11 protein-coding genes and 1 pseudogene are annotated in these 15,303 nt (G+C 62.7%); 8 read left to right on the top strand and 4 right to left on the bottom strand.

The window, feature by feature from the left end; genetic code table 11:
• The first annotated feature begins 17 nt into the window (after positions 1-17).
• From B9A23_RS15485 to B9A23_RS23345, 7 genes are all read left to right on the top strand, one after another.
• A complete protein-coding gene (locus B9A23_RS15485; protein WP_084280003.1) occupies positions 18-1,361 on the top strand; it encodes an XrtA/PEP-CTERM system-associated ATPase in 1,344 nt (447 codons plus the stop codon).
• A 23-nt stretch (positions 1,362-1,384) separates the two neighbouring features.
• Entirely contained in the window at positions 1,385-2,263 is an 879-nt protein-coding gene (locus tag B9A23_RS15480; RefSeq protein WP_084280002.1) for an XrtA system polysaccharide deacetylase, read from the top strand.
• Entirely contained in the window at positions 2,260-3,315 is a 1,056-nt protein-coding gene (locus tag B9A23_RS15475) for a FemAB family XrtA/PEP-CTERM system-associated protein (protein ID WP_084280001.1), read from the top strand. Before B9A23_RS15480 ends, B9A23_RS15475 begins: the two co-directional genes overlap by 4 nt.
• The gene (locus B9A23_RS15470; protein ID WP_084280000.1) at positions 3,312-4,541 is read left to right on the top strand and encodes a TIGR03087 family PEP-CTERM/XrtA system glycosyltransferase; all 1,230 of its coding nucleotides are present in this window, start codon (positions 3,312-3,314) and stop codon (positions 4,539-4,541) included. The genes B9A23_RS15475 and B9A23_RS15470 overlap by 4 nt, the downstream gene beginning before the upstream one ends.
• On the top strand, positions 4,528-6,096 hold the full coding sequence (gene xrtA, locus B9A23_RS15465; protein ID WP_084279999.1) for an exosortase A: 1,569 nt from the start codon (positions 4,528-4,530) through the stop codon (positions 6,094-6,096). Before B9A23_RS15470 ends, xrtA begins: the two co-directional genes overlap by 14 nt.
• Before the next feature lie 9 nt (positions 6,097-6,105).
• Entirely contained in the window at positions 6,106-7,995 is a 1,890-nt protein-coding gene (locus B9A23_RS15460; RefSeq protein ID WP_084279998.1) for an XrtA/PEP-CTERM system amidotransferase, read from the top strand.
• An 81-nt stretch (positions 7,996-8,076) separates the two neighbouring features.
• Positions 8,077-10,362 (top strand): EAL domain-containing protein, encoded by a 2,286-nt coding sequence (locus B9A23_RS23345; protein WP_254895144.1) that lies wholly within the window; start codon positions 8,077-8,079, stop codon positions 10,360-10,362.
• A gap of 377 nt (positions 10,363-10,739) precedes the next feature.
• Here B9A23_RS23345 and zapE read toward each other — a convergent pair whose 3' ends face one another.
• The 3 genes from zapE to B9A23_RS15440 are packed head-to-tail and all read right to left on the bottom strand — an operon-like array spanning position 10,740 to position 13,121.
• Entirely contained in the window at positions 10,740-11,873 is a 1,134-nt protein-coding gene (zapE, locus tag B9A23_RS15450) for a cell division protein ZapE (protein WP_084279997.1), read from the bottom strand.
• On the bottom strand, positions 11,870-12,334 hold the full coding sequence (locus B9A23_RS15445) for a PaaI family thioesterase (protein WP_084279996.1): 465 nt from the start codon (positions 12,332-12,334) through the stop codon (positions 11,870-11,872). The genes zapE and B9A23_RS15445 overlap by 4 nt, the downstream gene beginning before the upstream one ends.
• A 4-nt stretch (positions 12,335-12,338) precedes the next feature.
• Positions 12,339-13,121, bottom strand: coding sequence for a succinate dehydrogenase iron-sulfur subunit (locus B9A23_RS15440; RefSeq protein ID WP_084279995.1), 783 nt, complete (start codon positions 13,119-13,121; stop codon positions 12,339-12,341).
• A 645-nt stretch (positions 13,122-13,766) separates the two neighbouring features.
• Between B9A23_RS15440 and B9A23_RS15435 the strand changes: the two are divergent.
• A pseudogene (locus B9A23_RS15435) lies at positions 13,767-14,398 on the top strand (tyrosine-type recombinase/integrase).
• Positions 14,399-14,487: 89 nt separating this feature from the next.
• Here B9A23_RS15435 and B9A23_RS15430 read toward each other — a convergent pair.
• A complete protein-coding gene (locus B9A23_RS15430) occupies positions 14,488-14,778 on the bottom strand; it encodes a hypothetical protein (RefSeq protein WP_139797505.1) in 291 nt (96 codons plus the stop codon).
• Between the last annotated feature and the right edge of the window lie 525 nt (positions 14,779-15,303).

Below are 15,303 nucleotides of genomic sequence, written 5' to 3'. Positions count from 1 at the left end.
GCCCGGAGACGGCTGCGATGTACGATGAATTCTATGGCCTCAAGGGCCGCCCGTTCCAGCTGACGCCCGATGCGCGCTTCTATTTCGAGAGCGCGACTCACCGCAAGGCGCTCTCCTACCTCGGCTACGGGCTGGCACAGGGCGAGGGCTTCATCGTCATCACCGGCGAGGTCGGCGCAGGCAAGTCGACGCTGGCTGCCCATCTCATGGCAAAGGTCGATCGTCAGCGGCTGACTGCGGCGCAGATCGTAACATCCGCGCTCGATGGCGAGGAACTGATCCACGTAGCCGCGCGCACTTTCGGGCTCGAAGTTGCCGGGCACGACAAGGCCACGGCACTCGCTCAGATCGAGGCCTTCCTTCACCACGAAGCGCGTGAGGGGCGGCGCTGCCTGCTGGTGGTCGACGAGGCGCAGAACCTTTCGGTCGAGGCGCTCGAGGAATTGCGCATGCTCTCCAACTTCCAGTTGGGAGCCCATCCGCTGCTGCAGATTCTCTTGCTGGGACAGCCCGAGTTTCGCACCCTTCTGCAGACGTCGAGCGAGCTTGAGCAGCTGCGTCAGCGGGTCATTGCCTCGCATCATCTCGAGGCGATGGAGCCGGCCGAGGTGGGTGCCTATATCGAGCATCGCCTGGCGCTGGTCGGCTGTCAGGGCCGTCCGCAGTTCGATGCGCGGGTCTATGCCGACCTTGCCAAGGCCACTGGCGGCGTGCCGCGCCGCGTGAACCAGATCGTCAACCGCCTCATGCTGATGGGCGCGGTCGAGCAGCGCGACCATCTCGATGCGCAGATGCTGCAGGCCGTGCTGAACGACCTTGCCGGCGATGGAGCCATGAACGCCGCGCCTGCGGTCACGCCGGTGCCGGCAGCAGAGGCGCCGCAGGTGGAACTGCCCCAGGCCGAAGCGCCGGTGCAGGCCTTCGTCGCAGCGCCCGTGCCCGCCGACGATTCGGCCTGGCGTGCCGAGCTTGCCGCGCGTGACGAACAGATTGCGGAACTGCAGCAGGCGATCATCGAATTGGCCGACATGCGCGCCGCGCCGGTCGCTCCGGTGCCCGACTTCGATCTGGCCGCACAACTCGAAGAAGCCGGCCGGCGCATCGCAGCGCTTGAAGAGCGCGAAGGCGCCGCAGTGCCGCAGGTCGATCTGTCGTCGCAGCTCGAGGATGCCCACAGCCGCATCGCCGCGCTCGAAGGGTGCGACGATGCATCGGCCCTGCAGGCCGCCTTTGCCGAAGCGCAGCGCCGCATAGCCGCGCTCGAATCGCGCACGGCCGAGCAGGAGCAGGCGATCCGCCACACGCTGACCATGCTGATCGAGTGGATCGAGACCGAAGACTTTCACCGCGCCGCTGCCTGAGCGCCGCAAGAAGGGAAGATAGCATGGCCGCGCCGTCTGGGGTGCTGAACGGCCTTTCGGTCGACGTGGAGGACTGGTTCCAGGTCGGCGCGTTCGAGACCGTGATCGACCGCAAGGACTGGGACGGCCTGACCTGCCGGGTCGAGCGCAATTGCGCCGAGATCCTGGCGCTGTTCGACGAGGCCGGGGTCAAGGCGACGTTCTTCACGCTCGGCTGGGTGGCAGAGCGCTATCCCGCGATGATGCGCCGCATTGCAGCTGAAGGCCACGAAATCGCCAGCCACGGCTGGGATCATGCCCGCGTCTTCACGCTTGGGCGAGAAGCCTTCGCAGCCGACATCGAGCGCGCACGCCGGGTGCTGGAAGACGTGACCGGGGCCCGCGTCATCGGCTACCGCGCGCCGAGCTTCTCCATCGATGCGCGCACGCCTTGGGCGCACGAAGTGCTGGCCGAGCACGGTTATGCTTATTCCTCCTCGGTCGCGCCGATCGTGCACGACCACTACGGCTGGCGCGAGGCCCCGCGCTTTGCCTTCCGTCCGGTGACGGGGGCAGAACTGCTCGAGATACCGGTTACCACTGCCGAGGTTGCCGGGCGGCGCATGGCGGCAGGCGGCGGCGGGTTCTTCCGCCTTCTGCCCTATGCCGTCTCGCGCTGGGCGATCCGCCAGGTGAACGAGCGCGAGGGCCGTCCCGCCGCGTTCTATTTCCACCCATGGGAAATCGATCCCGACCAGCCGCGCCCGCCTGTCGCACCGCTCAAGTCGCGGCTGCGTCACTATACCAATCTCGATGTCATGGCGGCAAAGCTGGGACGTCTGGTGCGCGAGTTCCGCTGGGGCCGGATGGACGAGGTGGCAGCGATCGAGGCGGCTCGAACGCCGTCGGCGCGGGCGGCATGAACGCCCCGTTCGTGCCGGCGCGGGCCGTGACGCGCCTTGCCGATCCGGGAGACCGCCCGGCAATAGCGCAGTTCCTGAATGCCCATCCCGAAAGCACCGCCTTTCATCGGCTGGAATGGCTGGGCGCGGTCGAAGCATCGACCGGGCACAAGGCGCATGTGCTGCTGTCCGAGCGCGACGGCCATATCGGCGCAGTCCTGCCTTTGCATGAAGTCCATTCGCCGCTTTTCGGTCGTGCGCTGGTCTCGACAGGGTTCGGGGTGGGTGGCGGCACCGTCGGGACAGCCGATGCCCAGCTCTTTGCAGCCGCGCAGGAGCTGGCGAAAAGGTTGAACTGTCCGTCCGTCGAGCTGCGCGGCGGTCATCTGCCGGCAGGTGATGGCTGGCATGTGAAGACAGACAGCCACGCTGGATTCGTCACCAAGCTTGCCGCCGACGACGAGGCACAGTTGCTCGCCATCCCGCGCAAGCAACGCGCCGAAGTGAGGCGGGGACTGGGGCACGGGATGAAGGTGTGCACGGGCCGGTCCGCCGAAGACCGTGCCATGCACTACGCCGTCTATGCCGAGTCCGTGCGCAATCTCGGGACACCGGTATTCCCGCAGGGTCTGTTCGACGCCGTGCTGGAAGCGTTCGGCGATGATGCCGATATCCTGACTGTATGCGACGACGGCAGGCCGCTGGCATCGGTGCTCAGCCTTTACCATCGCGGTGCTGTCATGCCGTACTGGGGCGGCGGGGTGTTCGCGGCGCGGGCGATGCGCGCCAACGATGTGATGTACTACGCGCTGATGAACCATGCCCGGAAGCGCGGTTGTGACCGCTTCGATTTCGGCCGGTCCAAGGTCGATACCGGCGCTTACCACTTCAAGCGCAACTGGGGCTTCGAACCGGAGCCGCTGTCCTACGCGCACTGGACCGCGGACGGACAGGCCCCGCGTGACGTCAATCCGCTGAGCCCGCGCTACAAGGCCAAGATCGCGCTTTGGCAAAAGCTGCCACTCGGGATCACCAACCGCATCGGCCCCTTGATCGCGCAAGGGCTGGCATGAGCGAAGTCCTGTTCCTCGCGCATCGCATCCCTTTCCCGCCTGATCGCGGCGACAAGATCCGCTCGTGCCACGTGCTGCGCCACATCGCGACGCTCGCCCCGGTTCACGTTGCCTGCTTTGCCGATGACGAGGGCGACCTCGGCCATGAGCCGGACCTTGCCGCCGTGGCTGCCTCGCATTGTCTGGTGCGGCGGGACAAGTCGTTGAAGGTTGCAGGGCTTGAAGCTCTGGCGAGCGGCAAGCCCGTCAGCCTCACCGCCTTTCGCGACAATGCCATTGCCGGCTGGGTCGCCCGGACGCTTGCGGAGCGACCGGTCAGCGCGATCTACGTCTTCTCGGGTCAGATGGCGCAGTATGTGCCGCAAGACTTCACGGGCCGGGTCGTGATGGATTTCGTCGATGTCGATTCGGCCAAGTTCGAAGCCTATGCCGCACAAGCCCGCTTCCCGCTGAACCGGCTCTACGTGCGCGAGGCGCGCCTGCTTTCCCAGTTCGAGGGCACCGTCGCGCGGGCGTCCACTGCCAGCCTGCTCGTCACGCCCGAGGAAGCCGCGCTGTTCCGCGAGCGTCTGTCACGTGGGCCTGTCCCGCGCATTCTGGCCTTGTGCAACGGTATCGACACGGAGTTCTACGATCCTGAAGGCCTGCCACCGGCTCAGGAAATGGAGGGCGAGGGGCCGCAGCTGACCTTCACCGGGCAAATGGACTATCCTCCCAATATCGCCGCTGTCGACATGTTTGCCCGCCAGGTGATGCCGCACGTCCGCGCTACCTTTCCGCACGCCCGCTTCAACATCGTGGGCCGTGCGCCGACCCTTGCGGTCAAGGCTCTCGAAGGCCTGCACGGTACCCGCGTCACCGGGGCTGTCATCGACGTGCGTCCGTGGCTTGCCGGAGCGGACCTTGTCGTTGCGCCCCTGACCATCGCGCGCGGCGTGCAGAACAAGGTTCTCGAAGCCATGGCGATGGCGCGCCCGGTTCTCGCAACGCCGCAGGCGGCAACGGGCATCGCGGCGCGCGACGGGCAGGACCTTGTGGTGGCCGATGGCGCCGAGGCTCTCGCCAGGACGGCGTTGAGCCTGCTGCACGACAAGGTTCGCGCTGCAACGATCGGCCATTCCGCGCGCGCATTCGTCGTCCGCAGCTGCGGCTGGCAGGGGGTACTTGCGCCGCTTGCCGCGCTGCTTGGCCTGAACGGACCCGAGGCTCCTCGTGTCGCCGCGTGATTTTGCCCTCAAGGCGCCGCTCGGTGCGGCATGGCACGCCCTGCCGGATGCCTGGCGCAGGACAGTTGCGCTGCTGGCGATAGCCTGGGTCGGCAACATCGTGCTGTTTGCATCGGACTGGCAAGCGATGTTCGGCCAGTGGTGGGACAGTTCGACCTACAATCACGTGTTGCTCATCCCCTTCATACTAGGCTGGCTGATCTCGCTGCGCTGGCGCGAGGTGATGAAGATCGACCCCCATGGCTGGTGGCCTGGCCTGGTGCTGTTCGCTGGCGCGGCCTTCCTGTGGCTGCTTGGCGATTTCGCGGGTTTGTCTCTCGCCACGCAGCTTGGGGTGGTTCTCATGGCACAGGCGAGCGCGCTGACCCTGCTCGGGCCGCGAGCCAGCGCTGCACTGCTCTTTCCGCTGGCCTACATGCTGTTTCTGGTTCCGGCGGGTGACGAATTGATCCCGTCGTTGCAGACGGTCACCGCAAAGATCACGATGGTGCTGCTCGACCTGTCAGGCGTGCCCGCCCATATCGAAGGTGTCTTCATCACCACGCCGGGGGGCTATTTCGAGGTGGCCGAGGCCTGCTCGGGGGTAAAGTTCCTGATCGCGATGATCGCCTATGGAGCGCTCGTCGCCAATGTGTGCTTTCGGTCCTGGCCGCGCCGCGCCCTTTTCATGGCGCTCAGCGTCATCACGCCCATTCTGGCCAACGGCGTGCGCGCCTGGGGCACGATCTTCATTGCCGAGTTTCACGGCATCGAATTTGCATCGGGCTTCGACCACATCTTCTATGGCTGGATATTCTTTGCCGTGGTCATGGCGCTGGTAATGGGCGTGGCGTGGCGCTGGTTCGATCGCGCCATCGATGATCGCATGATCGACGTTGCTGCCATCGCTGCAAGCCCGTGGCTGCAACGCTTGTCGCGCGGCGCGATCCGGCCCGCATCCGCGCTTCTGGCGATGGCCATGCTAGCTGCGCTGTTTCTTGGCTGGGGCGCGTGGGCCAACCGGCTTGAGGCAAGTGTCCCGGCACGGATTGCCTTTCCGCAAGTGCGCGGCTGGCAACAGGTCGACTACCGCCCCCTTGCGCCGTGGCGGCCGTTGCATGACGGAGCCTCGCACGTCCTGCTCGGCCGCTTTCGCGATGCCTCTGGCCATACCGTCGATGTCTCCTACGCGCTCTATTCCGCGCAATCCGAGGGCCATGAAGCCGGCGGCTTCGGGCAAGGCGCGCTGCCGGTCAATTCCGGCTGGGCGTGGGAGCGATCGCCAGCGCCGATTGCGGGGGGTCACGCCGATCGGATCCAGACGGCAGGACCGGTCCATCGCCAATCGGAGACATTCTACCGTTCGGGCAATCTCTTCACGGGCAGCAACAGTCATCTGAAATTGCAGAATATTCTGGATCGACTGCTGCTGCGTGAGCGGACCACGGCTGCGCTGATCCTTTCGTCCGAGGACGAAATCGCAGGCCAGCCCTCTGCCGAACAATCCCTGCGCGCCTTCGCTGCCGCTGCCGGGCCGCTCGATGCGTGGATGGACCGCGCGGGTTCGGGCCGCTAGGGCAAGGCCATGTGCGGGATAGCCGGAATCGTCCATACCGAGGGTTTCAAACCCGTCGATCCCGACCGGATCCGTCGGATGTGCGATGCGATCGCCCACCGCGGGCCTGATGGCGAGGGTGTCTGGACAGCGCCGGGTGTAGGCCTTGGCCATCGCCGCCTGTCGATCATCGACCTTGCCGGATCGCCCCAGCCGATGATGGCGGGCGAGGGCGATGCAGTGATCGTCTTCAATGGCGAAATCTACAATTACAAGGCATTGCGCCGCGAACTTCAGGATCTGGGCGCACAGTTTCGCACCGATGGCGACACCGAGGTCATTCTTCAGGCCTGGCGTCATTGGGGCACCGCCTGCCTGCCGCGCCTCCACGGCATGTTCGCCTTCGCGCTGCACGACCTGCGCCAGCGCACCACGCTGCTGGCGAGGGACCGTTTTGGCGTGAAGCCGCTGTTCACCGCTCGTCTTGCCGATGGAGCGGTGATCTTCGGCTCTGAACTCAAGGCCCTGCTGACCCACCCCTCTCTGCGCCGGGAAATCGATCCGCTGGCGGTGGAAGACTATCTCGCCTGGGGCTATGTCCCTGACCACCGCTCCATCCTGCGCGGTGTCGAAAAGCTGCCTGCCGGTCATTACCAGTTGCTGAGGGCCGATGCGCCTGCGCCGGCGCCGGTGCAATGGTGGGACATCAGCTTTGCCGAACGCGAGAACGGCAATGCCGACGACCTTGGCGCGCACTTGCTTCACCACATGCGCGAGGCTGTCACCTCGCGCATGGTATCAGACGTGCCGCTCGGTGCGTTTCTTTCGGGTGGTGTGGATAGTTCCAGCGTGGTGGCGCTCATGGCCGAGGCGAGCAGCAACCCGGTCAAGACCTGTTCCATCGGCTTTGATGTCGCCGCACTCGATGAGACGGCCTATGCCGATCGCATCGCTGCGCAATTCGGTACCGACCATTCGAAGCGCACCGTCTCGCCCGATGATTTCGCGCTGGCCGATCGGCTTGCCGGCATGTTCGACGAGCCATTTGCCGATGCGTCGGCCTTGCCGACCTATCGCGTGTGTGAACTGGCCCGTGAACACGTTACTGTCGCCCTGTCGGGTGACGGGGCGGACGAGGCCTTCGCCGGCTATCGCCGCCAGGTCTTCCAGCATCGCGAGGAACAGGTGCGCGGCTTGCTTCCTCCTGCCCTGCGCGGCCAGTTGCTGGGTGGCCTTGGCCGTATCTGGCCGAAAGCCGATTGGGCGCCGCGTCCGCTGCGGGCGAAGACCACGCTGCTCAGCCTCGCGGGGTCTGGAGAGGAAGGTTATGCCCGGGCGCTCGCGGTGACGGCACCGGAACTGCGGGAAACGCTCTACAGCGACGATTTTCTGCGATTGCGCGGAGAATACCGGGCAGAACAGCCCCTGTACGATGTGATGCGCAAGGCGCCCGCGCGATCCGGGCTCGACCGTGCGCAATACGCGGATCTGAAGTTCTACATGCCCGGCGATATCCTCACCAAGGTCGATCGTGCGAGCATGGCGGTCAGCCTCGAGGCGCGCGAACCGCTGCTGGACCACCGCCTGGTGGAATTCGGCGCGCGTCTGCCGGAACGGATGCGGGTGAGGGGATCGACGGGCAAATGGCTGATCAAGCAGACCATGCGCCGCTATCTGCCGCAGGACGTGCTGTTCCGCCCGAAGATGGGTTTCGTCACTCCGATCGCCCAGTGGTTGCGCGGGCCGCTGTCAGGCGAAACGCTTGCTCTTTCGGCCAGCGGCACATTGGCTCGGACCGGCTGGTTCGATGCTGCCCGCATTGACAAGCTCGCCAAGGCACATGTGACTGGCCGGGCCGATCACAGCCGACTCATCTGGCAACTGCTCATGTTGCAGAAATCGCTCGATCGTCTTGGTTGATTGCGCGTTAGGCGTGATGATGCGTTAGGGTGATCTTCACCATTACGGACTAATTCGGTGTTGAACAACGCCAATGGGTCTATGCTTAAGAAACTGCGCTCACCGCTGTATCTAGCGCTGCTGATCCCGGCGTTGCTCGTCTGCGTCGGCGACTGGTTTGCGCCGATGGACCACAGCTTTCGGAACATGCGGTCAAAGTTGGACCGGTATGATGCGCCGGCCGACATTGTCGTGGTTTCAGTCGGGCACGCAGACAGTTCCCGCGACACAACAGTTGTCTCAAGTCGCAAGCTGTCGGATGTGCTGACGGGGATCAGCCGACAAATGCCGTACCGCGTCTTTATTGATGCGCCGGTAGAATTCGGTCTGGATGTCGACGGAGACCGCCAGCTTTTAGAAGCTATTGGCAATTTCGGCCGTGATGCCGCGCTTGTTGTTCGCAACAAGCGCTTTATCATCGAAGACTCCGACTTTCGATCGACTGATTTCAACATGCCCGTTCCCGCAATCGCCGGGTCCGTGCCGATAGTCGTGTCTTCCTGGTACACCAATTTTTTCGATTACGCGATTTCCTCGCCATACGAGGTAACTCTGGCGGGCAAGCGCTATCCAACCTTGGCGAGCACCCTGGCGGGCGTGCCGCATGGCCTTTTCGCCAAGTTTGTACCTGACAATCGTGTAGACCCGGACACGATCAGGACTGTTCCGGCTTCCGCGATCCTGATGGGCAACTTTACCCCGGGTCTCCTGACGGGCCGTACGGTAATCGTTTCGCTGGAAGGGACCGTCCCGCCAATTGGCTACTATGGCAGTGGCCGTCGTGAGCCGATTGCGGTCGACATTGCAGGAGCCGTAGCGCTGCGCAAGCCTATGGCCGTCTATCTGGGCGGCATCCCGGTCCTGGTTGCTTCGTGGCTGCTGATACTGGCGGGTTCCAGAGCGCGCCGCAAACGCCGGAAGGCGGCAATCTACGCCCTCTCGCTCGCTGTGATCCCTGGGCTTCCGCTCCTCGCCGAACCGGTGGGAATCACGTTGCAACCCAGCGCCGCACTGTTTTGCGCAATGATCTATGGCTTTTCGCGCCTGTGGCAGCACAGGATCAGGCGTGAGCAACTGACAAATGCCTCGGGTTTGCCGAACCTGATGGCGCTCGGCGCGTCACAACTCAATATTGGCTGCGATGTCGTCGTCGCAGTGATCGCCCGCTACGAGGAGATACTTGCGACGCTGCCCAAGGATCTGCACGGCGAATGCGCAAGGCAGATTGCCCGGCGTCTCTCGGTCGGTTCAGGCATCGAGACCGTCTTCAACGGCGAGGGCGGCCACTTCGCCTGGACCGAGGAAGCGCGGCCGCTCGAAATGCAGCTCGACCATCTCGAGGGGCTGCGGGCACTGTTTTCGGCACCGCTCGAGATCGGCTCGCACAAGTTCGATACGAACATTCATTTCGGGCTTGACCGGAACGAGGGTCTCGATGCCCTGACGCGCGTCAATTCGGCCGTCGCCAGCGCCAACGATGCCATGGCTAGCGGTCGCGCAGTCGAACTTTTCGAAGCCGACCGGCTCGCCGAAGCATCGTGGGAGCTGTCGTTGCATGCGCGCATTGACGAAGGTCTGCGCAACGGCGAAATCTGGCTGGCCTACCAGACGCAGTGGGACATGAAGACACGCCGGCCCTCAGGTGTGGAAGCCCTGATTCGCTGGAGCCATCCGACTCGTGGACCGATCGCGCCGGATGCTTTCATTCTTCAGGCCGAGCGCGCAGGTCGTATCGATGCACTGACCTACTGGGTTCTGAACGAGGCGATCACCGCAGGCCTTGCCCTCAACACGATGGGTTTCCCGCTGCAGATGAGCATCAATCTCTCTGCGCAGATGGTGGACAAGGCCGAACTCGTGCCAAGCATCCTCGATATCGTCCAGCGTCGCGGTTTCGATCCGCGCCAGATGACCATCGAGGTCACCGAAACCTCGAGCGTTCGCAATCGGCCTGCCGCGGTCAGCAATCTTTCGCGCTTGCGCGACCGAGGCTTCAAGCTCTCGATCGATGATTTCGGCACGGGCGAAGCCAGTCTGGCCTACCTTGCAGACCTGCCAAGCGACGAATTGAAGCTCGACCGGCGGTTCGTTTCCCGCATCCTCTCCCATGATCGCGACCACAAGATTGTCAGCAACACGATCACGATGGCCCATGCTCTCGGCCAGAGTGTCGTGGCCGAAGGTATCGAGGATGAGGCCACATTCCGGCTTCTTTCCTCGATGGGTTGCGACGTCGGCCAAGGTTACCACCTTGGCAGACCCCAGCCGTTTTCCGACCTATGTCAGACACTTCTCAAAATGGGACATGTTCAAACTGGTATCGTTTAGAAGTTGTTAACCACTGACAACGATGTTAACCAAGTGGCTCCAAAAGTGAATGGAGGCACTAATGGCATCGGCACTGAATCTTCTCGGAAGCGTTTGGGACTGGATTTTCCGCTAAGTCCCGGGGCCCGGAAATCTTAGGAAATCCGGGCTTTCTCTGGCAGGAAGTAGCGATGTCGGACTAAGGCATCGTGATCTTCCAAAACCGCCAGCGAGAATTTGAAAGGGCGATTCGTGGTTAACACGATCGCCCTTTTCTTATGGCTGCGAAGGCATAGTTTCGACCGGGCCGATTCGGTTTTTATGCTCTGACAGGTCTCGTCAGCGGCGGCCCAACGCAAAACGTACCCTGTATGATGGTGCGGGGCCCAGGCTTTCGGTCAGTCTTGGCCATGGCCAAGAGCGAGGTACTCTTCGCTTTGCATTTCCATCAGGCGGCTGACCGTCCGATCGAACATGAACCGCCCATCTTCGTCGCCCTTTCCGCTGCCCTCATAAAGGTCGGCAGGTTGCGCGTCGGCTGTCGCGATGAGCTTGACCTTGTGCTCGTAGAGTGCGTCGATAAGCGTGATGAACCGCGATGTCTCGTTTCGCAGATCTGCTCCCAGTCTCGGAATGGCGACTATGATGACCGTGTGGAAATTGCGGGCAATCGCAAGATAGTCCGATGCTCCGCGCGCTTCCGCGCACAGGCGCTTGAAGCTGAACACGCCAACACCCTTGAGGTTCTTGGGCACATGCATCGTCCGCCCGCCGCCAACATCAAGTTCGCAGGACGGGACGTGCTCGCTATCTTCGGGCGGGTAATCGGTCAGGCGGAAGAAGGCCTCCCGGACCTTGGCCGTCGACTCCGGACCTACCGGTACATGCCATGTGCCCACGCCCTGCATGCGCTCGAGCCGGTAGTCTGTAGGGCCGTTCAGAGTCTGCACGTCCAGCCGGGCTTCGATCAGTGCGATGAAGGGGAGGAAGTGCTCGCGATTTAGCCCGTTCTTGTACAGGTCCTTCGGCACACGGTTCGATGTGGTGACGACAGTGACCCCGCGGTCGGCGATCAGGGCCGTGAATAGCCGGCTCATGATCATCGCATCGGCGCTGTTGTTCACGACCATTTCGTCGAAGCACAGCACTCGGGTCTCTTCGGCGATCGCAGCCGCCACCGGGGGGATCGGGTCGCCACTTTCTTTCTTTCGCTCCTCGCGCAACCGCGCGTGAACGTCGAGCATGAACTCATGAAAGTGCGCGCGCCGCTTTGCGGCAATGGCAAGGTTATCGTGGAACAGGTCCATGAGCATCGATTTCCCGCGACCGACGCCACCCCACATGTAGATCCCGCGCGGACTTGGGGCGGGACTTGCACCAAAGAGCTTGCCGAAGAAGCCTGACGACCGTGGGGGCGCTTCAAGTTCCTGCTGAAGTGCGTCGAGCCTTGCGGCTGCGGCGGCCTGTTCGGCATCGGGGCGCAGTTCGCCTGCTGCGACAAGGGCGCGGTAGCGCGCGAGGACTGACGTCATCGCCTGGTCGGCTTGCGGATCGTGCCGTTGAAGGCAACGACCGTGTCGGCACCCTGGACGACGAGACCGCGCAGGAAGACGAGGCGGCCGGTTTCGCGCAGGACCTCGGTCACTGCGTCGAGTGGTTCGCCGACCCGTCCGGCACCGATGAACTGGCTGGAGAGGTCGAGCGTGACGGAGCCGGCGGCATCACCGTCGAGCAACGTGCGCATCGCGGCGAACAGGGCGATGTCCACCAGAGCGAGCGTCACGCCCCCGTGTACCGCATCGAGCAGGTTGGAATGACGGCGTTCGGGGAACATCCGCAGGCGGCAGCGGCGGACACCGTCTGCGCCCTCTTCAATCCGCGTCAACATGCGGCCCATGGTCTGGGCGTTGAAGCGGGTCTCGTCGGTGAGGTTCCAGGTGAACCAGCCGGGATGGTCCTCGGCCGGTTCGTAACGGAAGGCTTTCGCGGTCACCGGATCAGACGAGGCGCTCGGCCTGCATCTTCTTGATCTCTGCGATTGCGCGCGCGGGCGAAAGACCCTTCGGGCACACGTTGGCGCAATTCATGATGGTGTGGCAGCGATAGAGGCGGAAGGGATCTTCCAGCTCGTCGAGCCGCTCACCGGTCATTTCATCACGGCTGTCGGCGAGCCAGCGGTAGGCCTGGAGAAGGATCGCCGGGCCAAGAAACTTGTCGGAATTCCACCAGTAGCTGGGGCACGAGGTGCTGCAGCAGGCGCACAGGATGCATTCGTATAGACCGTCGAGCTTCTCGCGCTGTTCGGGGCTCTGCAGGCGCTCCTTGCCCGAGGGCGTGGGCGACACGGTTTGCAGCCAGGGACGGATCGAGGCGTACTGCGCGTAGAAGTGGGTGAAATCGGGGACAAGATCCTTGATCACTTCCATGTGCGGCAGCGGAGTGATGCGGATTTCGCCCGAAAGGTCCTCGATCGCGGTGGTGCAGGCGAGGCCATTGCGGCCGTTCATGTTCATCGCGCACGAGCCACAGATGCCTTCGCGGCAGGAGCGGCGGAAGGTGAGCGTGGGATCCTGCTCACCCTTCATCTTGATCAGCGCATCGAGCACCATCGGGCCGCACTGGTCGAGATCGATCTCGAACGTGTCATAGCGGGGGTTCTCGCCGCTGTCGGGATCGTAACGATAGACCTTGAACTTGCGGATCTTGCCGTTGGTGGCCGCCGCGTGGTGACGGGCCTTGCCGGTGATCGTGGAGTTCTTCGGGAGCGAGAAGGTCGCCATCGTTCTGTCCTGTATTGCGTGCATCGCGGCTTGTTGAGTCGTCCTTAGCGAATGCAGCGCGGGGGGCAAGAGGTTGCAGACTGCCCATTGGTTGAGGTGCGCTGCTTCATGTATGCGAAGAGGGGTTTACGAGGTTTACACGGTCTAGGGAAATCCGGGGCGGGGCCATCAGCGTCAATTCTGGGTCAGTTCCAGACTCAAAGTTCATGGTTTGTTCGCATATGTGAACTCGGGCGGGGGCGGAACGCTTGTTGCGGCCGAGGACTGAATAATGGAGAACACCTGACGACGTTGCCATCCCACTGCCATGTAGGACAGCGCTGAATGCGCACTCGCCAAGCGGCGTGCCGGGTCTCTACCACGAGGCATGCTGGCGCGATTTCCTCACCAATGACGCCGCTCCGAAACCAAAGGGAGAGCGGCGGCTACCGAACCCACCGCGACGATATGCGCGGGTTGCGAAGCGTGACTCGCTGGGTGGAAAGCGGAATGTCAGCAACGCGCCCCATCCCGGTCATCCAGCGCCTTGCACGGCATTCCCAAAAGCAGTCATTGGAAGGACGATAGCAAGGTCCGGTTTCGCGCGACGCATGGCAGGTCCCACCCGTTCTACTTCGTGGCCACTCTCGGCCATGGAGAAGCATCATGACCTATTCACACCTTGACCCATCCATGCAGAACCGTGCGGCATGGAATGCCGGTAAGACGGTCGGCACCAAGCGCCCCCTGACCCAGAAGCAAATTTGGGCGATCCGATTCTTCCTTGATCGCGAAGAGCGATTGCGAGATCGGGCGTGTTCGACCTTGCAATAGACAGCAAGCTCCGCGGCTGTGATCTCGTGAAGTTGAAGACAGGCGATCTTCTTGCTGGCTCGGATATCCGAAACCGCGCGATGGTGATCCAGCAAAAGACTGGCCTGCCAGTGCAATTCGAGATCACGGCTGACGCTCGCAGTAGCCTTGCGGCATGGCTCCAGCGCCGTGGCGGGACGTTGGCCGACTATGTATTTCCAAGCAGGTTCGATCATGGTCGACCGATGAGCACTCGGCAATATGCACGGCTTGTCGACGAATGGGTGACTGCGGTCGGCTTACGCCGTGAGGATTATGGCACACATTCGATGCGGCGGACAAAGGCTGCCATGATCTACAGAGCGACTGGCAACTTGCGCGCAGTGCAGATTTTGTTGGGACACACCAAGATTGAGAATACTGTACGTTACCTGGGCGTTGACGTTGAGGATGCGCTCATCCTCGCCGAGCGCACGGAAATTTGACTCCTGATGCGGCCGTCGGTCAACGTCCGATGGCCGCTTTTAGCGGCCATGAAGATTGAAGAATTCGCCCGCAACGGGGTGGCTTCCAGTCATTCAGATGGGGTTCGGATGATGCCCTTTTCGATCAGGGTAAACTGCCGCTTCTTCATATATGCAGCGAAGGCTTCGTCGACCGCCCAAGGTGATGCTTGCTCAAGCGACTTTAGGGCGAAGCACCACGTGACCGTCTCGGTAAGACAAGCGACCGCTGATATGAAATTCTGCAACAGCGGTGTGGACCGACAGCTCATCCGTTGACGAATAAAGGAATGGAACCACGTCAGGATCGAGTTCGATAGCTTCACCGCATCTGTAATCGGTGAAGTAGATGCCGCCTCCATGCGGTGGAGCCATTACATCGATAATCTCGCCACACCACGAAACTTCCATGCCTTGCCAAAAATGTCGATTTTGGGGCATGTCACATATGCTCGTACTTGGCGACCTGCAGCCGACGCAAGTCGCGAGCAGAACAATTGTTGTGGTGGTGCGATAACCATAGCCCATGACGCCAACCTAATGGATTGCGGACAGTCAGCAACGGCGTCGGTTGCTGAATGGCGGAAAATGTTGGCGATCTGGAAAAAACCGCCTTTTAGGTTCCGACCCCTGTGTGGACGGCTCTCCGTTGGCAAGGGTATTTCTGCACTGCGCTTGCTGGTCGTGGCGCCCATGTGTCCGGCCTTTCAGCGCGGCTTTGCATGGCCGCGGGCCCTGATGCCATTCGCGCGGGTCAGGTCCCTCCCAATTGCACGCACTCGAAGTGCTGGGGTCGGACGGGTTCTCCTGCTCCGGCGGTTTCAACCGGCTTGTTGCATCAGTTCAGTCTGCCCTCTCCAACTCGTGTAGCGCCCTTGTGCGCAATC

It is taken from the genome of Novosphingobium sp. B1 (assembly GCF_900176395.1).
Classification (GTDB): Bacteria; Pseudomonadota; Alphaproteobacteria; order Sphingomonadales; family Sphingomonadaceae; genus Novosphingobium.
This window is presented reverse-complemented; position numbering and strand designations above follow the sequence as displayed.